This window comes from Pseudomonas sp. N40(2020) (assembly GCF_014472415.1).
GTDB lineage: Bacteria > Pseudomonadota > Gammaproteobacteria > Pseudomonadales > Pseudomonadaceae > Aquipseudomonas.
Window position 1 is genome coordinate 63,290 of record NZ_JACSZV010000016.1, and the last position, 18,641, is coordinate 81,930.

At 58.2% G+C, this 18,641-nt stretch carries 17 protein-coding genes; 8 read left to right on the plus strand and 9 right to left on the minus strand.

Features of this window, described 5'->3' with window-relative positions:
- Nucleotides 1-62: 62 nt before the first annotated feature.
- From mpl to IAI51_RS12705, 3 genes are read left to right on the plus strand one after another with little or no spacing between them, the layout of a single operon-like run.
- Nucleotides 63-1,412 carry a UDP-N-acetylmuramate:L-alanyl-gamma-D-glutamyl-meso-diaminopimelate ligase gene (gene mpl, locus IAI51_RS12695; protein ID WP_187678806.1) on the plus strand — a complete coding sequence of 450 codons (1,350 nt, stop codon included), beginning with the start codon at nucleotides 63-65 and terminating at the stop codon, nucleotides 1,410-1,412.
- Nucleotides 1,409-2,056, plus strand: coding sequence for a flavin prenyltransferase UbiX (gene ubiX / locus IAI51_RS12700; protein WP_187678807.1), 648 nt, complete (start codon nucleotides 1,409-1,411; stop codon nucleotides 2,054-2,056). Before mpl ends, ubiX begins: the two co-directional genes overlap by 4 nt.
- A complete protein-coding gene (locus IAI51_RS12705) occupies nucleotides 2,049-2,333 on the plus strand; it encodes a YceK/YidQ family lipoprotein (protein WP_187678808.1) in 285 nt (94 codons plus the stop codon). The genes ubiX and IAI51_RS12705 overlap by 8 nt, the downstream gene beginning before the upstream one ends.
- 61 nt (nucleotides 2,334-2,394) lie before the next feature.
- Here the strand turns inward: IAI51_RS12705 and IAI51_RS12710 are convergent, their stop codons facing one another.
- From IAI51_RS12710 to IAI51_RS12720, 3 genes are all read right to left on the minus strand, one after another.
- Nucleotides 2,395-3,036: an oxidoreductase gene (locus IAI51_RS12710; protein WP_187678809.1), complete on the minus strand. Its 642-nt coding sequence runs from the start codon at nucleotides 3,034-3,036 to the stop codon at nucleotides 2,395-2,397.
- Between the two features lie 27 nt (nucleotides 3,037-3,063).
- Nucleotides 3,064-4,791, minus strand: a complete 1,728-nt coding sequence (locus tag IAI51_RS12715) for a C13 family peptidase (RefSeq protein ID WP_187678810.1) — start codon at nucleotides 4,789-4,791, stop codon at nucleotides 3,064-3,066.
- 111 nt (nucleotides 4,792-4,902) lie between these two features.
- Entirely contained in the window at nucleotides 4,903-5,358 is a 456-nt protein-coding gene (locus IAI51_RS12720; RefSeq protein WP_134828222.1) for a MaoC family dehydratase, read from the minus strand.
- A 193-nt stretch (nucleotides 5,359-5,551) separates the two neighbouring features.
- Between IAI51_RS12720 and IAI51_RS12725 the strand changes: the two genes are divergently transcribed.
- From IAI51_RS12725 to IAI51_RS12745, 5 genes are all read left to right on the plus strand, one after another.
- Complete coding sequence (locus tag IAI51_RS12725) at nucleotides 5,552-5,914, plus strand: CidA/LrgA family protein (protein ID WP_187678811.1); 363 nt, start codon at nucleotides 5,552-5,554, stop codon at nucleotides 5,912-5,914.
- Nucleotides 5,914-6,630: an LrgB family protein gene (locus IAI51_RS12730; protein WP_187678812.1), complete on the plus strand. Its 717-nt coding sequence runs from the start codon at nucleotides 5,914-5,916 to the stop codon at nucleotides 6,628-6,630. Before IAI51_RS12725 ends, IAI51_RS12730 begins: the two co-directional genes overlap by 1 nt.
- A gap of 10 nt (nucleotides 6,631-6,640) precedes the next feature.
- The gene (locus IAI51_RS12735; RefSeq protein ID WP_187678813.1) at nucleotides 6,641-7,231 is read left to right on the plus strand and encodes an LON peptidase substrate-binding domain-containing protein; all 591 of its coding nucleotides are present in this window, start codon (nucleotides 6,641-6,643) and stop codon (nucleotides 7,229-7,231) included.
- Nucleotides 7,232-7,343: 112 nt separating this feature from the next.
- Complete coding sequence (locus IAI51_RS12740; protein ID WP_187678814.1) at nucleotides 7,344-7,559, plus strand: hypothetical protein; 216 nt, start codon at nucleotides 7,344-7,346, stop codon at nucleotides 7,557-7,559.
- Between the two features lie 87 nt (nucleotides 7,560-7,646).
- Complete coding sequence (locus tag IAI51_RS12745) at nucleotides 7,647-8,225, plus strand: hypothetical protein (protein ID WP_187678815.1); 579 nt, start codon at nucleotides 7,647-7,649, stop codon at nucleotides 8,223-8,225.
- 64 nt (nucleotides 8,226-8,289) lie between these two features.
- Here IAI51_RS12745 and IAI51_RS27955 read toward each other — a convergent pair whose 3' ends face one another.
- The 6 genes from IAI51_RS27955 to IAI51_RS12770 form a co-directional block, all read right to left on the minus strand.
- On the minus strand, nucleotides 8,290-8,637 hold the full coding sequence (locus IAI51_RS27955) for a hypothetical protein (protein ID WP_262410334.1): 348 nt from the start codon (nucleotides 8,635-8,637) through the stop codon (nucleotides 8,290-8,292).
- Entirely contained in the window at nucleotides 8,628-10,271 is a 1,644-nt protein-coding gene (locus tag IAI51_RS12750) for a hypothetical protein (RefSeq protein WP_262410335.1), read from the minus strand. The genes IAI51_RS27955 and IAI51_RS12750 overlap by 10 nt, the downstream gene beginning before the upstream one ends.
- Nucleotides 10,272-10,384: 113 nt before the next feature.
- Complete coding sequence (locus IAI51_RS12755; RefSeq protein ID WP_316249769.1) at nucleotides 10,385-13,885, minus strand: calcium-binding protein; 3,501 nt, start codon at nucleotides 13,883-13,885, stop codon at nucleotides 10,385-10,387.
- 118 nt (nucleotides 13,886-14,003) lie between these two features.
- Nucleotides 14,004-15,869 (minus strand): hypothetical protein, encoded by a 1,866-nt coding sequence (locus tag IAI51_RS12760; protein WP_316249770.1) that lies wholly within the window; start codon nucleotides 15,867-15,869, stop codon nucleotides 14,004-14,006.
- A 541-nt stretch (nucleotides 15,870-16,410) separates the two neighbouring features.
- Complete coding sequence (locus IAI51_RS12765; protein WP_187678816.1) at nucleotides 16,411-17,727, minus strand: bifunctional DedA family/phosphatase PAP2 family protein; 1,317 nt, start codon at nucleotides 17,725-17,727, stop codon at nucleotides 16,411-16,413.
- A gap of 41 nt (nucleotides 17,728-17,768) precedes the next feature.
- Complete coding sequence (locus tag IAI51_RS12770) at nucleotides 17,769-18,464, minus strand: DNA-3-methyladenine glycosylase (protein ID WP_187678817.1); 696 nt, start codon at nucleotides 18,462-18,464, stop codon at nucleotides 17,769-17,771.
- Between the last annotated feature and the right edge of the window lie 177 nt (nucleotides 18,465-18,641).

The window sequence follows — 18,641 nt, forward strand, 5'->3', positions numbered from 1 at the left end:
CCTAAAGAGTGCGAATTCCCCCTCCCTACGCTAACCTGCGGCCATGTTTTACGAGGTCGACTATGCACATTCATATTCTGGGTATCTGCGGGACTTTCATGGGCTCGATGGCGGTTCTGGCCAAAGAGCTGGGCCACCACGTGACCGGTTCCGACGCCAACGTCTATCCGCCGATGAGCACGCAGCTTGAAGCCCAGGGCATTCAGCTGACGCAGGGTTACGACCCGGCTCAGCTCGATCCGGCGCCGGATCTGGTGGTGATCGGCAACGCCATGTCCCGCGGCAATCCGGCGGTGGAATATGTGCTGAACAAAGGCCTGCCGTACGTTTCCGGCCCGCAGTGGCTGGCCGATCACGTGCTGCAAGGTCGCTGGGTGCTGGCCGTCGCCGGCACCCACGGCAAAACCACCACCAGCAGCATGCTCGCCTGGGTGCTGGAACACGCCGGCATGAGCCCAGGCTTCCTGATTGGCGGCGTGCCGCAGAATTTCTCGGTGTCGGCGCGTCTGGGCGGCACGCCGTTCTTTGTGATCGAAGCTGACGAGTACGACAGCGCGTTTTTCGACAAACGCTCGAAATTCGTTCACTACCGCCCACGCACCGCGATCCTCAACAATCTTGAGTTCGATCACGCGGACATCTTCCCGGACCTGCCGGCGATCGAGCGGCAATTCCACCATTTGGTGCGCACGATTCCGAGTGAAGGCTTGGTGATCCACCCGACAACCGAGCCTGCGTTGCAGCGAGTGATCGAAATGGGCTGCTGGACTCCGGTGCAGACCACCGGGGCGGGCGGTCAGTGGCAGGTCAAATTGCTTAGCGAAGACGGTTCGGCATTTGAAGTGATGTTCGAAGGCGTATCCCAAGGCACGGTCGAGTGGGAGCTGACCGGTCAGCACAACGTCGCCAACGCCTTGGCCGCGCTGGCGGCAGCGCGTCATGTCGGCGTGGTGCCGTCGATGGGCATTGCCGGGTTGAGTGCGTTCAAGAACGTCAAACGTCGCATGGAGAAAGTCGCTGAGGTTCGCGGTATCACCATTTACGACGACTTCGCCCATCACCCGACGGCGATTGCCACCACCCTCGATGGTCTACGCAAACGCATCGGCGATGCACCGCTGATTGCGATCATCGAACCGCGTTCCAACTCGATGAAGCTCGGCGCGCACCGCGACGGTTTGCCAGCCAGCGTGGTCGATGCCGATCAGGTGATCTGGTACGCCCCGGCCAACCTCGGCTGGGATCTGGGCGCGACCGCTGCGCTGTGCACCGTGCCGTCGATTGTCAGCGATTCGCTGGAAGGCATCATCGAACGCGTGAAGAGCCAGGCTCAGCCCGGCACTCACGTGGTAATCATGAGCAACGGCGGCTTCGGCGGCCTGCACGGAAAACTCGCCGAGGCGCTGCAATGAACACTCGTTTGGAGAGCAATGGCCCCGAACGCATCACGCTGGCGATGACCGGCGCTTCAGGCGCGCAGTACGGTTTGCGCCTCCTCGATTGTCTGGTGCGTGAAGATCGCGAGGTGCACTTCCTGATCTCCAAGGCTGCGCAACTGGTGATGGCCACCGAGACCGATGTCACGCTGCCGCCCAAGCCGCAGATGATGCAGGCGTTCCTGACCGAATACACCGGGGCTGCCGCCGGGCAGATCCGCGTGTACGGCAAGGAAGACTGGATGTCGCCGGTGGCTTCCGGCTCCGGCGCCCCAGCGGCAATGGTCGTGGTGCCGTGCTCCACTGGCACGCTGTCGGCGATTGCCACCGGCGCCTGCAATAACCTGATCGAACGCGCCGCCGACGTGACGTTGAAGGAGCGTCGCCAGTTGATTCTGGTGCCACGCGAGGCGCCGTATTCGAGCATTCATCTGGAGCACATGCTCAAGCTGTCGAACATGGGCGTGACCATCCTTCCTGCGTCGCCGGGTTTCTATCACCAGCCGCAGACCATCGATGATCTGATCGATTTCGTCGTGGCGCGGATTCTCAATCTGCTGGGCATTCCTCAGGACATGCTGCCGCGTTGGGGCGAGCATCATCTGAGCAGCGATGAATAAGCTGCTGGTGGTTTTGCTCGCGCTGCAACTGACGGGGTGTGCCACTGCGCGCACGCTCGATGCGGCGAAGCCTGGGGCGCCAGTGGTGTATTCGGGGACGCGGCTGGATTTGTATGCGCTGAATGGCGGATGTTGTGCGATGGATCGGTTTGGCGCTGAAGCGCCGAGCTATCCGGGGGTGGATCTGCCGGCGAGTGCTTTGCTCGATACGCTGCTTTTACCGTTGTCTTTGCTGACGGTGATTGGTGTGGGGTTTCAGGCGACTGGCGGATTGTAGTCGGGTGTTCTGATCGTTCCCACGCGGAGCGTGGGAACGATCAATTCCAGACACCGCTGTATTATTTACCGAGTTTCCTCAAATCATCCGACTCGATCACCCGGACCCCATCCTGTTCTTCCAGCGCCAGCCGCCACATCGCCCGGGCCAATTGGCAGGCCTCGATCCCGCGATACTTACCGGGAATCAATTTTGAAAACGGCGCGGCAAGCTGCTCGCCCAGACGCGGCTCGGTACGTTCCCCAAGCAACAGCGACGGCCGGCAAATGGTCAGTTGCGGCCAGTCCTGCGCGCGCAATGCCTGTTCCATTTCCCCTTTGACCCGGTTGTAAAAAACCGAAGATTTCGGATCGGCCCCGATTGCACTGATCACGATCAGATGTCGCGCGCCCATTTCCCGCGCACGTTTGGCGAACGCCACGACCATGTCCAGATCCACCGCGCGAAACGCAGCTTCGGAGCCGGCCTGTTTGATCGTCGTGCCGAGGCAGCAATAGGCGATGTCGACGCGACCGCTGAGTTGCGGCAGAAACGCCTGTGGGTCACCAACCGGGTTTTCCAGATGTGGATGCTCGGCCAATGGCCGGCGGGAAGGGGCGAGCACGCGGGTAATCGTTGGCTCGTTGAGCAAACGGTCGAGTAGATGTTCACCGGTCAAACCGGTGGCTCCGGCAAGCAATACGTGCTGAGGCGTCAAGTACATAGTGTCTCTCCCTTGATACTGTTCAGCTTAGTTGCTCTTTGTCGCTCCGTCGTTCAACGCAGCACTTTGCAAAGCTTTTCTCGCTTGCTGTTTACGCAGCAGTTGCCAGTGCGACAGCACGGTTTTCGGCGCCCAGATCTGCGGCTCCGAGGCTTCGAAATTGTCCGCCAGTTCGCGCTCGGCAACGGTGGCCTTGGCCAGTTTGAAAGCTTGTTCGAGATCGTCGGTCTGGTTCAGCGCCTGGGCGAATAGAGCGTCGCCAAAGTAGGTGAAGTTGGCCTCTTCCGAGCAGCCGAAGGACACCCGGTCGGCGCGCGACGCGGTCATGATCAGCGTGCGTTCGTCTTTGAGCGCCGGGATGAAGCCGCCGGAGTAGCACGACGAAATCACGATGATCTTGTCGCGGTTTTTCAACGGCGCCAGCACCGCGGCGAGTTCGTCGGCGGGCAGGTCGGCCAGCTCCATGCGCGGCTGGTCGAGCACCAGTTCGTGTTCGGCGGTGCCGTGGCTGGTCAGATAGATGAACAACAAGTCTTCCGGGCCGCTGCGTTCAGCCAGGGTTTGCGCGGCGCGGCGCAGGTTCTCGCGGGTGGCCATCGGCCGGTCGCCGAGGTGGTCGCGGTGGTTGACCAGACGGATCTGGCCATAGGCGCCGAAGCGGGTGTTGAGCATGTTGGCGACGTAGTCCGACTCGCGCAGGAACACGCTCTGCTTGCCGTCGCCGCCGAGGGTCAGGGTGTACAGCTCAACGGCCGGGGTCGAAGCCGGGATCGCGGCCAGTGCGTCGTCGAGTAGACGACCCTGAGCGAGCAAACCGAGTTCCAGAGTGTCGGGCAGCAACTTGCCGTCGGCATCGCGCACGCGCTGGCCGTTGATCCAGGTGCCGCTCATCACGCTGCCATCGGTGAGCACCAGTGTGCCGCGTCCCGAATAACTGTCGCTGTCGAATCCACCGACATAGAAGCTGCCATCGGACAAATTCAAACGGCCCTGACCGCTGAAACGCCAGTCGCTGAAGGTGCCGACGTAGTGGCTGCCGTCGGCGCCGATCAGTTCGCCCTTGCCGGTCAGCGCGCCTTCCTTGAACTGGCCGAGCCAGACGTCGCCGTCAGCGTTTTCGTAGCGGCCCTTGCCGTGCAACTGATTGTTCTTGAAACCGCCGACATAGATGTCGCCGTCCGCGCTGTTGAAGGTGCCGTTGCCTTCCAGTTGGCCGTTGACGAAATGGCCGGTGAACGAATTGCCGCTAGAGTCACCGCGCTGGCCTTCGCCATTCGGTTTGCCGTGGGCGAACTGGCCTTGATAGGAGCTGCCGTCATCCATTTCGAGACGGCCGAGCCCGGAATATTGATCAGCCTTGAATTCGCCACGGTAAGTCATGGCGTTTTCTTTCAGGGTGCCTTCGCCATCGCGTCGGCCCTGCTTGAAGCTGCCGGTGTAACTGCTGGCATTGGTAGTCAGGCTGCCCTGACCCTCGAACAGCCCTTGCTGGAACTGGCCCCGATAGATCTCGCCATTACTGCCATGCCATTCGCCCTGACCATGCCACTGCCCCTTGTCGAACTGCCCGGCGTACCAACTGCCATTGGGATAGTCGACCCGTCCCTGACCTTGCAGCAAGCCATCGACCAGTTCGCCGCGATAGCGTCCGCCATCCGGCAGTCGCGCATCGGGAGGCAGCAGCGATTCGCCGTCGCCGCAAGCGGCAAGCATCAGGGTCAAGGCAAGGGGTGCAAGACAGGCGAGTGAGCGCATAGCGGGATCCGGGCAATTAGGCGACCGAGTATGCCGCAGCTATGTGACCTTATACAGCCGCTGGAACGGGAGCGGACGCGAAACAGCGTGCGCTGCTTCGCATCCCGGTGCTTAAACGAAGCAGAGCGACAGTGGCTCGGCGATATAGGCCGGTTTATCCGAGCCTTCTATCTCAAGTGTTGCGGTGGCTTTGAGCAGCCATTGGCCCGGTTTTTTCTCGGTCACTTCGCCCAAATCGACCTTCAGGCGCACTCTGGAATTGACCTTCACCGGCTGGATGAAACGCACGCTGTCGAGGCCGTAGTTGACCACCATCTTCACGCCTTGCGGCAGGATCAGGATGTCTTCCATCAATTTGGGGATCAGCGACAACGACAGGAAACCGTGGGCAATGGTGCTGCCAAATGGCGTTTGCGCGGCTTTGACCGGGTCGACATGAATGAACTGATAATCACCGGTGGCTTCGGCGAACAGGTTGATGCGTTCCTGATCGATGGTGAGCCATTCGGAACGTCCGAGTTCCTTGCCGACATAATCTTTGAGCTCTGCAACTGGAACATAGGGCATTGAGACTCTCCTTGGGTTCATCGGTTTTATAGTTTTTCAGGTGGGGGATATGACCGCCCTGCGAACCACTGTAGATCATCATGGCGAATTGCTCCGGTCAACCGACCATGCTTTTGGCGAATGCCGATCCATAGCGCAGGCGTGCTTATAATGCCGTCCACTTGCAGGGTGAAAAGTAAGACGGAGATGTCGGATGTTGCTACGCGGCCTGACCATGCTGGTGCTGTTTCAATTGTTCGGCACGGCGCTCAATCATTTGCTATTGCCAGTGCTGCCGGGACCGATCATCGGCCTGCTGTTGTTGCTGGTGTTCCTGATCATTCGCGGCGAAGTCGGCGAGCCGTTGAACCAGGCGGCCAGTAGCCTGCTGCGTTATCTGCCGTTGCTGCTGGTGCCACCGGCGGTGGGCGTGATGGTTTATGCCACGGCTATTGCCGCCGATTTCTGGGCGATTGTCGGCGCCCTCGTGGTGTCGCTGATTCTGTCGATGGCCTTCGCCGGCGTGCTGATGCAGCGCCTGGTCAAGCGTCACGCGCCACCGTCGGAGGAATCCTGATGCTCTTCGATTGGCACGGCGCCTGGACGTCGGTGATTCACCATCCGCTGTTCGGCATCGGCATCACCCTCGGCGCTTATCAGTTGGTGCTGGCCGCGTTCGAGAAAACCCGCTGGATCTTTCTGCAACCGGTGCTGGTCTCCATGCTGTTGGTGATTGGCGTGCTGGTCGGCTGCGGCCTGACATACACCGAGTACCGCAAGAGCACCGAGATCCTCAGCATCCTGCTCGGCCCGGCGACCGTCGCCCTGGCGGTGCCGCTATATTTGAACTTGCGGCGTATTCGCCAATTGTTTTGGCCGATTTTTACTACGCTGGTGATAGGCGGAGTGGTCGCCACAGGCATGGGCGTGGCGCTGGGCTGGTGGTTCGGTGCCGATCACATGATCTTGATGACCATGGCGCCGAAGTCGGTGACTTCGCCGATCGCCATGCTGGTGGCCGAACAGATCGGTGGCGTTGCGGCGCTGGCGGCGGTTTTCGTGCTGATCACCGGGGTGATTGGTGCGATCTTCGGCCCGACGCTGTTGACCCGTCTCGGCGTGCACAGTCCCGAAGCGCGCGGCATGGCGCTGGGCATGACCGCTCACGCGGTCGGCACGGCGGTGGCGATGCAGGAAAGTGAGGAGTGCGGCGCCTTCGCGGCGCTGGCGATGAGTCTGATGGGCGTAGCCACGGCGGTGTTCCTGCCGTTGGCGGTGTCGATGGTGGTGTAAGGAAATGACTATGAGTCTGCCGCTTTTCCCGCTGAACACGGTGCTGTTTCCCGGCTGCAACCTCGACTTGCAGATCTTCGAAGCGCGCTACCTGGACATGATCGGCCGCTGCATGAAACAGGGCGGCGGCTTTGGCGTGGTGTGCATCCTCGACGGTCATGAAGTCGGCGTCGCTCCTGAGGGTTTTGCCCTGGTCGGCTGCGAAGCGCGTATCACCGATTTCCAGCAACAGGACAACGGACTGCTCGGTATTCGCGTGCAGGGCGGCCGGCGCTTCAATGTGCTGCGCACGCAAGTGCAGCGCGACCAGTTGATGCTGGCCGACGTCGACTGGCTGGACGATGAGCCCGAGCAGCCGTTGCAGGACGAGGACGCCGACCTGGTGGCGCTGCTCAAGGCGCTCGCCGAGCATCCGATGGTCGAGGCGCTGAACATGGGCACTGATGCGCTCGGCCAGCAATCGTTGGCGAATCAGTTGGCTTATCTGCTGCCATTCGCTGAAGAAGACAAGATCGACCTTTTGCAGCTCGATGACCCGCAGCAGCGTCTCGATGCCATTCAGGCATTGCTCGACGAATTGCAGGGCGAACTGTTCGCCTAGTTTTACTTTGAATTAACTCGGGGTGCTTGCCAGCATTGTTTTGGTTTTTTCTTTGGCATAACTTCAAGTTGTCCGCAGGACGCGGGTAACTTGAATAATGATAAGGAAAATCATGACTGTTTATGAAGATGAATGGGCGTTTTGGGATGATATCGCCGCTAAATATATATTCAAACACGCAGGCAGCGATCATAACGTCTCTCACGTCATCAAAGCTGCGGGGGTCTATGCCGATGCTCTGGTGGTTGAGCGACGCCGGCGTAAAGCCGCCAAACTACCGGCTGGCGAAATCCCTCGTATTCCAATGACTGCACAGTCGCTGGCCTAAAGAGCCGTTTGATTCGCAATCTTTTTTAAAACGTTGCCTGCTGTTTTGTTTTCGCAAACAGCGTGACGTCTCTATGTGGGTGGCTTTATGTCTTTGCGTAAAAATAACAACAACGCCTTTACAGCAAATCTGTACTTCAATGGTTTTCCAGTCGTGCTCAACCAGCAACGCTTGCGGCAGCGATTACGCGAGCCGCGGATCACGCGCAGCGACAAACTGGACGCCGAAGTATGTCTGGCTGACAAGCGCGAGCCGGGATTCATCACGCTCGCCGAACACGAGGACGATAAACCGTTGCTGTTGGAGTTCTCGCCTCACGGTGAAACTTATACGATCAAAATTGTGTTGCGGGGTGGTTACGACGGTGCACGCTTGTATATAGAGAATGGCAATCATAATTTGCTGGTAAGTCAGGAGCAGCCTGCTGAGTTCTTCTCGATTACCAGAGTAGAGGGGACGAAATTATCGCTCGATGATCTTGATGCCGGACCGGTCTTTATCAATTTGATCAGTGAGTCGAGTAAAAAACCTCTGTACCGTGACACGACAGGTCGAATGAGCATTTTCAAGAATGTAGACCCGAACCTGACGGGGCATGTGGCCTTCAATAACAAGCCTGCAATATTCGTGATCAAGGTCATTGATAAACTGCCCGTCGGCGCTTGATGTTAGACGCCATTCATTTGTGAAATGAATGGCGTGCTTCAAGTGTTAAAGGGATTGCGTTGGATCAGGGTCTGTAATGTTCGGGCACTGGCCACACAACGTCATTGGCAAATGTGTCGTCGCCTTTTGGAAAATTCAGTACCACGCCGCCGGTATTGGCAACTCGATCGATCAGTTTGTCGTAAGGCGTGTAGCCAAGGCGCCACTTGGCGTCGCCGTCGGCGCCTGCCCACGTTGCGTTCTCGATTTCCTCGGCGCCTTCGCCCGCTTGGCGAAAGATATCTTCAACCCGGGCAGCCCGACTCAGGTCTGAGTTCACCAGCCAGATCCTCTCGGCGCTGATACCCCGGGTAGGCATTGATATCCGGCCTTCCAGAGTATCCCCGTCAAAATCCGTGTCGTTCAGATACATGTTTTCCACTCGGGGGACCACTTCGATGCCGCGGGTGTCGATGACATAAAGAAAGCCAAGCCTTTGTTCGCGCCGGCGCAATGGATAGTCACGCGAGTTGTCCATTTCAAACGAGGTATCAGACTCCCCATCCGTGCTATGTCGGTGTCCGCTCGACGAATCGCTGTCACTGAAATGCCCTGGATAGCGGTTGGCCTGGCTGTTGTAATGCCGAGGTTGGAGTAGTAATTAAATCCCATGTAGTTCAAGGCATCGGCCAGACCAAATGTGGCGCTGAAAGCCCGTTTTGTCGTGGAGTCGGAGGGGTTGCCTCGCAATTTCACCAGGCGTTTGTCTCGAGCCAGTTCAAAAGGCGTGCGCAGATCGGCCCGGAACATGGCCGGGATATCGGTTCGGTACAGCATGTCGTGCACGTTGCGCTTGTAACCTGCATGCTCCAGATAGCTCTCCAGAAATTCGCTGTCATAGCGATGTTCAACCTTGGGTAGAGAGTCGCTGGGATTCTCACCTTCATTTCTCAATATGAGGATGTACGGATCCAGCTCTTCGGCGATCTGCTTGAATCGCTGATCGTCGTTGCTCTTGGTCAATTGCTTGTGCTGTTCGGCCCATTCGGGGAACACACCGTGCTGCATGTCTGTTCGCAGGCGATTCTGTTGGGCCAAGCTCAAATTGTAGGTTCGCAAGATCTCTGTGCGCTCGGCCAGGGATTTCTGTGGATGAGACCATCGCAAAGAGTCGGTCAGGTATTTGTGGATGTCCGGTTCCTCGACGCGTGTAGCCCAGTCAGGTGCTCGCCCTTGAGCTTCGGCCTCGCTGCGAAAGACCAATACTTCTGACTCCCGCAAGCGGTACACGCTCCAGATTTCACCATCGCTCCAATGTGCAAGTTTCAAAGGCACCGACGCATCTCCCCGAGCCGCGCTTGGGTCGACTCGGATCAACTTGCCACTGTCCTCCTTGAAGGCGAAACCGATGTCTCTGGCAACCATTTCGAATTTGTAAAACATACCGAATTGATTGGTGCGCTCATGAGCAATTTGCTCGTGCACTGCAAAGTAACCGCGCGAATCGGGAGTATGAGGCGAGGTGTACCGCAGCGGTTCGTAGTACTCGAGCGGCTTTTGCAAAACCCATGTATTGCCGTCGGCGCTTTGATAAAGCGGTGGCCCGGAGGGCTTGCGTTCAGCAGGCAACTTTGCCCGGTAGGCTTTCATTGCCTCATCGAACGCCACCATCACGGTTTGAATGTCGCTTTCTGTTTTATCGTTCGCAACGTCGACGAACTTTCTGTTTTTGTACGACCTCAGTCCACTCGCATCGGGTGCGGATAACTCGCTCCCGGGATGTTGTACATAGGGTTCCAGTGGAGAGGTTGGGGTGGTGCGCTGCGTCGTGGCGATATCCGCTATCGGCGAAACCGTGACGGCAGGCTCCGGGTGCAGCGTTCCTTCCGTTGTTGTTTCGACTCTCACGCCTGACGTGGCCTCGCTTGAGCCGTCCGTCCTGATTCGACCGGGCAGGTTGAAACTCAGATCGTCCGACCCGTTGTCCGGCGTGGTTGAGCGTGGCGTCGAGAGGCCGGATGTATCGCTCGTGGTCGATTGTCGAGGGGCTTTGGTTTTGTTGCGCATTAAGGGTGACTCCATGTGGGTAACTCAGCCGATCCGTCGGCTGATTGAGACTGGCACCGGTGTGACGATGAACATCACACCGGGCGCCTGACGTTAAGCGGGTTCAGTCAGGATCAAGAAATGTTGGCCGATGCGATAACCAGGTCTTCGGGTTTGATCCGGTACGTCGGTTGCTGGTCGATTCCCCAGTAATTTTTTGTCGAGTTGTAATACACCGTGCCGTCCATTTTCGGTACCACGCCAATGTTCTGGACAATGACTCGAGCAGCCAGCTCATTGCGCTGCTGGTGCAGGCGCATGTCGGCCAGCAGGGCATTGACGCTGGAGTAGCTCTGCGCGTTGATCAGGTACAGCTGCAGCAACTCAAACAGGAATGCCACCTCATAAATGTTGCCGGAGCGGGTCACCACGCTGACAGACTCGACCGGTGCGTCATCTTCTATGCTCGGCAGTTCGATCAATGCGCTGCCAACATTCAGGCGTTGGCCTTCCAGTTGAATATCGTTGCGGGTGATCACTTCAGTCATTTGCCCGGTGTAGAGGCTCCAGGTTGAGGCGTCGGCAATTTTTGCCGTGGCACCTGGGGTCGTCAGGTGAACGATTGTGTTGCTCGCAAGGTAGATATCGTAAGTCGAGCTTTCGCCCTTCAGTACATAGATACCGTTGTGCGACGTCGCCTCGATATCAACCCGGCTGGGCTTGGCGGGGAGCGCAATGTTGCGCGCGACTTTGGGTCTGGAAAACAGATAGTTGCCGTTACGAAACTTCAGGCAGCTTCGTGCGCTGCGGATCTTGTCGCCGGGTTCATTGGCGTCTGACAAATACTGCATGTCGGGCATTTGCAGTCGATACGAGATTCCGTCCTGCATGATCAGAACAATGTCTTGGGCCAGGCGCGGAGTCGTGACCTTCAGGCTGTTTCGACCGCTGTAGCCGTTGGCTTGTGGGGCGATCTGGATGACGCCTTTGAACGTCACGATCTTCGAGGCAAGCAGCAACGAAATGTCGATGTTGCGGTAGATCAAGTGGGCGTTACCCGATACGCCATCGCGCTTTTCGACCTGGTAGTTGACGATGACGTCGGCAATTTCAGCGTCCTTGAAGTCAAGGAAGATGACACGGGATGTTTCGGCCAGATCGCTGCGGGCAACAAACTCCACCCGACGGTTGGTCCGTGCCACAAAGTGCCGTTTCGATCCCTGCGCGGCGAGCAGAACAGTGCCGCCGTTGATGATCTCGGGGCTGACGGACGGTTTGCCCATGACACTGATCACGACTTCAACATCTGGATCGTCAGATCCATTTATCTGTGGGGGCAGGAGAAGCACGAGCTCGTAGCCGTCCTGGGTTTTGAACAGCAGTTGGTCATTTTTCAGGTGACGCTGACCCTCGACCCACTGGTAGACATTTTCGAGGGTCAGGACATGCTCGGGATCTTCGCCGTCCTTGCCGCGCAAAGAGTTGACGATCAACGAGGTGCCGACGATTTGCCAGCGTTGAATCCTTTCGATGGGCCAACCGAACTCGATGGTGCTCGATTGTTCGCCATCCTCGATAAGCGTGACCAAAGCCGAGGTATCGGCGATGTAGTAGCGATCCTGGCCGGGGCCTCCATCGACACGGCAATCCGCGCCGCGGATGGCGATGGTGTCATCGCCGGCACCGGTCGCTATGTGGTCGTTTCCATTGGCCGAAACTCGGTTGGCATGATCGTCCCCGGTGACCCGGCTGACGCCGTTGGGCAATGTCGAGATGTTTTCGATGGCCTGGATCTGCGCCAGCTCGACCGCTTCCGTGGCGGATGTGTGGCTGCGCAACGCCAACTTTCCGCTGTGCAGATTGATGTCGTAACCGATGTGGCGGGTATCCGTGAAAGGGCGGCGGCCTTCGAAGGCCAGTGTGTCGGAACCTTCGCCGCCATCAAGCGTGCTGGCAAGCGTGGGGGCCGTCACCTGGTTGAGTACGTTCTCGGTGCTCTCAAAGTAAAACTCATCGGCCTTATCGCCGCCCGTCAGGTTTTTTGCCCCCTCCCGATAACTGAAGAGATTGGGCTTGTCCTTGACGCCAACGACTTGATCGTTACCGTCATCGAGTCGCCAAAGCACCCCTTTGTCATCGCCGGACGCGCCTTTGACGCTGCCCTTGAGGCTTGGCGGTATGCCGTCGCGTGCATCAATGATGTCATCGCCGCCGACGATGACAGGTTCACTGTCGAGCTTGAACGCTGACTCCCCGGCATGCTCGTTCCACTCATGACGCCAGACTTTCAAAGGCTTGAGTTCAACGCTGAAACTGCCGTTCACCACATATTCCACAAAATTTTTGTACGCACCCTCCAGCAAGGTTTTTGCGGAACTCTCCAGTTGCTTGGTGTGATCGCTGAAGGCTTTGGAAATTTTGAAACGATCCAGCACTTCTTTATCCAGTTCCTTCCCGGTGAAGGCGAACCAGCCGGAGCGTATGCGTTCGTGAGTGCTCAGTTCGATGTAGTCGTCAATATCGTCCACGACGCGGGCGGCCTGGTAGATCATCGAGCCGAGGATAAGAATGGCCGCCGCCGCAAGTCCCAGTGGGCCGGCGACACTTCCGAAACCGGCCAGTGCCGCCACGCCCAGCGCCAGACTGATGCCGGCGCCCGCTACGCTCAGGCCACCGCTGACGTAGTGATCCTGAGCCTCCTTGCCGCTGGTCGCTGCGGCAGCATTGAAAGACTTGACGGCATCATTGATGTCGAACGGCAGGGTGATCGCACTGGCAAACAGGCCGGCGCCCCGACTCAGGACTTTGCCTGCCGACGTCAGCGGGAATCGGCCAAAGGCCTGCGAGCCGTTTCTGAGCATCGCTTCGCCGGTTTTGGTCAGGCCTCGCTCGATAATCAGCGAGCCGACTTCGGCGGCGATCGATCCGCCCTGATATGCCGCTTCCAGCGAGTCGCCTTGCTTTATCGCGTCCATCATCCCCCTGTAACCGCTGTAGATGCCGAACGCTTGCAGCCCTACGCCGGCACCGCTCATCAGGTAACTTTTGGATCTGCTTATCCAGCCCGGTGCGTCATCAAGGGAGTCGACCCGATGAATGTCCAGTTTTTGCGCGGCGTTGCTCAGTTGGTTGAGACGATCCATCCCGCTGCCGGGGGGCAACGGTTTGGCGCTGACGAACAAGGGGGGCGCATCGACCGAGCGCTTGCAGGCAATTTCAAAGAAGAGGGTGGCCACGACACCGCTGTCGGAGATGTCTGCGTGTTTCAGGCGGGCGTCGACGGTCGCCGAATCAAAGTTCAGCGCGTCCAGAAAGGCCTGATCCGGTGTTTTCATATTGGCGCTCGACGGGCTTAAGGCCTGACCGTTGACGGTGGCGCCCAACGCGTTGAGTTCCACGCGAGTGACCCAGATTTCGCCAATGCGCAAAGGCCCGAAATGTTTGTCGAGGGATTTAAGCGTATGTCGGGAAGTGTCAACCGCGGGCGCGGCGTCCGCTGTCGAAGTCGATGTATCGGATGCTACTTCGACTCTTCCTGGCTGCGGCGCGTGGATGTTGGCCGAAGTGCTGATCTGCGTTACTTGAATGATTTTGTCGGTTGAATTTGTAATGGCCGGTTCAATAAGTTTTGACACGATTCAATCCTTTGAAAATAAGCGTGATTGCGCGCCGGTTTCCGTACCGGTTTGCTGATTGCCGAGTTGTGTTGTCTGAACAATAAAACTGGGTGTAACCAAATGCACTTAAGAGTCTTTATTCAGGCCAGGTTATGTCATCCCCGAACTCGTTCTTATTACCGGAAAGTTTAAGTATGGGTTTGCCCGCTGCTTCCGCGGCATCGATCAACCGATCGTATTCATATCGGTTGGAGCGCCCTGCGTGAGTCACCGCTTCAATACGGTCAGCGTCTGCGCCGGCCTGGTCGTGGATGTCGTGCACTTTTGCCGCTTTTGTCAGCGTGGAATCCAGCAACCAGATCCGGTCAGCGTCCAGACCCTTTTGAGTCACGGAAATCAGGCCTTCATGGTCATCGGAGGGAAACCAGGTGTCTGGGTTGTCCCGGGCGGATGAATTGAACATATGGTTTTGTTCATGTGGGACCACTTCCAGTTGGCGGGTGTCCAGGACATACAGAAACATCTCCGTCTGGCGTTCTCGAATCCGTTCGTAGTTGCGTTCGCGATCCATCGCGACGGGGCTCCCAGGGTCGGACCACGCAGAGGAGGTGCTGCTGTCGCTATCGCTGCCGTCGCTGGCATCGCTGTTCGGGGGGGTATCGTCAGCGGCCCTGCCGGGGTATTTGTTGGTTTGGCTGTTGAAGCGCAGGTACTCGGGGTCTGGCGCGCTGGCGTACATTTGCCCCTCCTTGAGGCTGAACGTGGCGCTCATCGGTTTGTGCGTGGTAGCACCGCGTCTGTGGGCATAACGGGGCAGCATGGCGTCGTCTTTCGCCAGCTCGAACGGGGTGCGTTCATCTCCCCTGAACAGCGCCGGAATATCGGTTCGATAAAGGCAATTTTGCGCGTTGCGCCGATAACCCATTTTGGCCAGCAGGGCTTCGCGCAATTCAACGGTCAGGCTGCTTTCCGGGTCGTACCAGTCATGCCGGGCCTCACGTTTGAGATTCAATTCCTGGATAGCATCCAGGCTGTATTGGTCGAGCCGGTGCGGGTTGTCGACCTCTTCCATCAGGCGTTTATGCACCGTTGCCCACTCCGGCATCGTCAGCGCTGTCTTCATGTGTTGTTGCAGGCGGGTCAATTGGCTCGGTAACAGGTTGTAAGTTTGCAAGAACGTCTCACGATCCTTCGCGGTCATGGACGGATGCAGCCAGCGCAGGGAATCACGCATTAATATGTCGAGCGGATTTCCTGTTTCCCGGGGGGTGGCCCATTGCGGTGGTTTACCGGACGCTTGAGCCTGAAGACGAAAGCGCTCTATGTCCTGGCCTTGAATCGCGAAGGCCTCCCAAATCTCCTGATCGGTCCATTGCTTCAAATGTGTGGGATGCGAACCGAAGCCTGCGCTGGGCGGGTCGACCTGAATCCATCGAGCGTATTGATCCTTGAAGGCAAACAATGTGTCCGTTTCCTTCATCCCAGGCCTTGGCTTGAGTTCGTAATAACCCTGGGTGTCGGGAGAGCGGTGCGAAGGACTGTAACGGTTGGGGTCGATGAACGTCGGCTCTTCGGCCGGGCGAGGCTTTTTAGCGGCGGGGGGTTGATCAGCTTGTTCGCCCACGGAGGTATTGGGCCGCTTGGGTGCGGCGTCGCTGACGTTCTGTGGTGCAGGGCTGACAGCGGGCCTTTGGCTTTCGTTGAGGGTCAGGCGCCAGGTTGGCCGGCCATCGTTTTTATAGATGATCGGGCCGAGCGCATGTCGGTCTTTCAGCATCTTCAACCGATAGACGTTGAGGTTTGCATCGTAGTCGGCGTGAGCGGTACACAGGACGCCCTCATATTCGACGTCGACAAATCTGCGCCCGACGATAAAGCGCCAGCCGTCAGCGTCCGCTTCCTGCATGCCCCGCAGAAAACTGTCGGGGAACCAGTATTTATCGATAGAGGTTTCGCTCGCGCGGTCCACAGGAGTGCGCGTCGGCATTTCGGTGATCTGCACCGCAGGGTGCCGGGTGTGATCGGTTGCTGGGTGGGGAGCGGGTGGTTGACTCGGGGTGATCGAAAACGGGTTGTCGACAGCCCCGGGTATTCGTGTCGATGTGGCGTCGGTTTGTCGCGGAAAAGAAGTATTAGGTTCAGTTGTTTGTGTTGTCGACGTGGGCGGTTTGCGCGGTATTTTTGGACTCATGGATTACTCGGGGTCGATAGTATTTATGGGTATTTGAATGTCGTGATTTTGTATCGGGCATATTTATTCAATGACGCTGAGTATTGGCGCCTGTGTTCAACTTGATGATTTGAATGTTGGTGAGGATGGGGCGGGTTGAATGTAAATGATTTTTCGAGCAGTGATAGGGGAGAGTTTGTGGTGGTGCAATTAAATATGTAACTTAAGTTAATTATTTGGATGTTATGTAAGTTGTTGGTGTTTTTAAATTAGGAATAATTACCGCGAGGTAAAAAACAGACGTAGGGCGGGAGCGCCACTCTTGTCGGAATAGTCCTCAAAGAGTGGCGTAGGAAGGGAAGGGCAGCCGAATCTAGTAGGCGTAACGCAGCAGCGTGTGAGGCAGGTGGCGAAAGACGAAGAAGCTGAACAGCACCACCAGCGCCGGCAGGATCAGCCACCAGACTTTGAAGGGCATGGCATTGAGCGGTGTCTGGCGCTGACTCAGCCACAGGGCCGCAGCGCATACGCCCGATGCCAGCATCGCGCCGGCCAGCACATCGGTCGGCCAGTGCGCCCCCAGATAAACCCGCGACAGGGCAATGGACAGGGCCGGAATACAGCCGACCAGCAGCCACGTCAGGCGCATGCGTGGCGGTTGCCCGCGTCCGGCAAGTACAGCCAGAGTCAGAAACAGCGCGAACGAACCCGAGGCATGGCCGCTGGGCATGCTGTAGCTGGTGATCGGATCGGTCAGTACTTCCGGGCGGACCCGGGCGAAAAACAGTTTGCTCCCCGTGTTCGCCAGCGCGGTGACAAGGAGGGTGCCGCCGGCGAAAACCGCGTGACGCCACTGCCGGCACAGCAACAGCAGGCCGGTCAGGAGGATGCTGAACAGCAGCATGTTGCGGAACTCGCCGATCAGGGTCAGCGTGACCGCGACTTCATCCAGCACGGGTTGGCGATGTTCTTGCACCAGCGTCATCACGCCTTGGTCGAGTGCCGTCAGGTACGGGTAGCCGATAAACAGACCAATCAGAATCAGCAAGCTCATGCTGCTGATCCAGATAGTCGCGCGGCGGTGGCGGCGCATGCTGCTGTTCACACTCAGGCCGACCATTACCGCGATGCTGCCAGCGACGATCCCCGCCTCCAGCCAGAAACCTTCCGGCAACGGTAGGCGGAAGGCGGCACCCGTGGCCCAGCCCGGCAACAGATAGGCCAGGCTCCAACCAGCGGCGGCGAGCAGGCTGACGGCGGCAAAGCGCGGGAAGGGCATGTCGCACATGCCGGCAACCATCGGCAGCATCGGGCGTAGCGGGCCGATGAAGCGTCCGACCAACAGACTGGCAATGCCGTAGCGCTGGAAATAGCTTTCGGCGCCGGCCATCCATTCCGGGTGATGGCGCAGGCCTGGCAGTCTTCGGATGTTCTGGTGAAAGTGGCGACCGAGGAAGTACGAGATCAAATCGCCGAGGATGCCGCCGAGAAAACCCAGCAACAGGGTTTCACTCAACGACAGCGCGCCGCTGCCGGCCAGCACCGCCACGGCAAACAGCAACACGGTGCCGGGGACGATCAGTCCCGCAATCGCCAGGCATTCGACAAGGGCAACAATGAACACCGCCACGGCCAGCCACTGAGGGTTGGCCGCCAGCCAGCCGGTAACGCTATCGAGCCATGGGCCCATACAAACCACTCCATTTCATTGATCACCCCGTAAGGGTGTGTTCACAGCAGAAAATAATCGCGACCTTCGACCTGACCCCGGCGCAGCGGGTTCCGCGTACACCATTGCGCATAAGCGGCGTCGACGAAGCGGTACATCAGGTGTTCGTCCCGGCCGTGGGGGATGCCCAGGCGGGTGGTTTGAATGATGTGCGAGGGCGCAGGTCCGGCATCTTCCACCAGCAAAAGGTCATGATCGAAGCGCTTGGCGTCCCACACCGGCACTTTCAGTCCCAGCGCCTTGCAGAGCAAGGTCTGGCCGGCGCATAGCTTCTGCGACGGGCGCGGGCGACCTTGAGCATCAGGGTTGTTCAGCAGCATTTGCGCCAGACTGTCCGGGCCGCTGATCTCATCAACCCACGGATAGGCGGATTTGATCAACACCGCATTGCCCGGCCCTTGCGCGCTGAAGTTCAGCGAATCACCGCCACGGGCGTAATACATATAGATGTGGCCGCCATCCAGAAACAAAGCCTTACGCTTTTCTGTGTAGCCAAGGGACGCGTGGCTGCCTTTTTCCGCGCAGTAATAGGCTTCGGTTTCTATGATTCGGGCGCTGAGCCATAAATCGCCGACCCGGTGGCGGATGACTTTGCCCAGCAGATCCTGCGCTAACACTTGGGCGTCACGGTCGAAAAAAGCGTCCGGAAGTCCCAGTGGCAGGCGCTCATCACGGGTGCGAACGGTGAGGTTGGACATGGCAGGCAAGGTTTATCCAGGCTGAATGAGGTCGAGATGATAACAATTTGAGGCTTAATCCCGGCTGAACATCGGCAATTTGTAGTCCATTTCGACCATCCGCCCGTCACCGCTGTTAGTCCCGGGACGCGACAGCTATAATCTGCCGCTTTCCTCTTTGCCAAGACCCCAGCAGAC

Excerpts from the sequence above, each read along its gene's own strand:
- mpl (WP_187678806.1), top strand. The coding sequence starts at position 63 with ATGCACATTCATATTCTGGGTATCTGCGGGACTTTCATGGGCTCGATG.
- ubiX (WP_187678807.1), top strand. The coding sequence starts at position 1,409 with ATGAACACTCGTTTGGAGAGCAATGGCCCCGAACGCATCACGCTGGCG.
- IAI51_RS12705 (WP_187678808.1), top strand. The coding sequence starts at position 2,049 with ATGAATAAGCTGCTGGTGGTTTTGCTCGCGCTGCAACTGACGGGGTGT.
- IAI51_RS12710 (WP_187678809.1), bottom strand. The coding sequence starts at position 3,036 with ATGTACTTGACGCCTCAGCACGTATTGCTTGCCGGAGCCACCGGTTTG.
- IAI51_RS12715 (WP_187678810.1), bottom strand. The coding sequence starts at position 4,791 with ATGCGCTCACTCGCCTGTCTTGCACCCCTTGCCTTGACCCTGATGCTT.
- IAI51_RS12720 (WP_134828222.1), bottom strand. The coding sequence starts at position 5,358 with ATGCCCTATGTTCCAGTTGCAGAGCTCAAAGATTATGTCGGCAAGGAA.
- IAI51_RS12725 (WP_187678811.1), top strand. The coding sequence starts at position 5,552 with ATGTTGCTACGCGGCCTGACCATGCTGGTGCTGTTTCAATTGTTCGGC.
- IAI51_RS12730 (WP_187678812.1), top strand. The coding sequence starts at position 5,914 with ATGCTCTTCGATTGGCACGGCGCCTGGACGTCGGTGATTCACCATCCG.
- IAI51_RS12735 (WP_187678813.1), top strand. The coding sequence starts at position 6,641 with ATGAGTCTGCCGCTTTTCCCGCTGAACACGGTGCTGTTTCCCGGCTGC.
- IAI51_RS12740 (WP_187678814.1), top strand. The coding sequence starts at position 7,344 with ATGACTGTTTATGAAGATGAATGGGCGTTTTGGGATGATATCGCCGCT.
- IAI51_RS12745 (WP_187678815.1), top strand. The coding sequence starts at position 7,647 with ATGTCTTTGCGTAAAAATAACAACAACGCCTTTACAGCAAATCTGTAC.
- IAI51_RS27955 (WP_262410334.1), bottom strand. The coding sequence starts at position 8,637 with ATGTATCTGAACGACACGGATTTTGACGGGGATACTCTGGAAGGCCGG.
- IAI51_RS12750 (WP_262410335.1), bottom strand. The coding sequence starts at position 10,271 with ATGCGCAACAAAACCAAAGCCCCTCGACAATCGACCACGAGCGATACA.
- IAI51_RS12765 (WP_187678816.1), bottom strand. The coding sequence starts at position 17,727 with ATGGGCCCATGGCTCGATAGCGTTACCGGCTGGCTGGCGGCCAACCCT.
- IAI51_RS12770 (WP_187678817.1), bottom strand. The coding sequence starts at position 18,464 with ATGTCCAACCTCACCGTTCGCACCCGTGATGAGCGCCTGCCACTGGGA.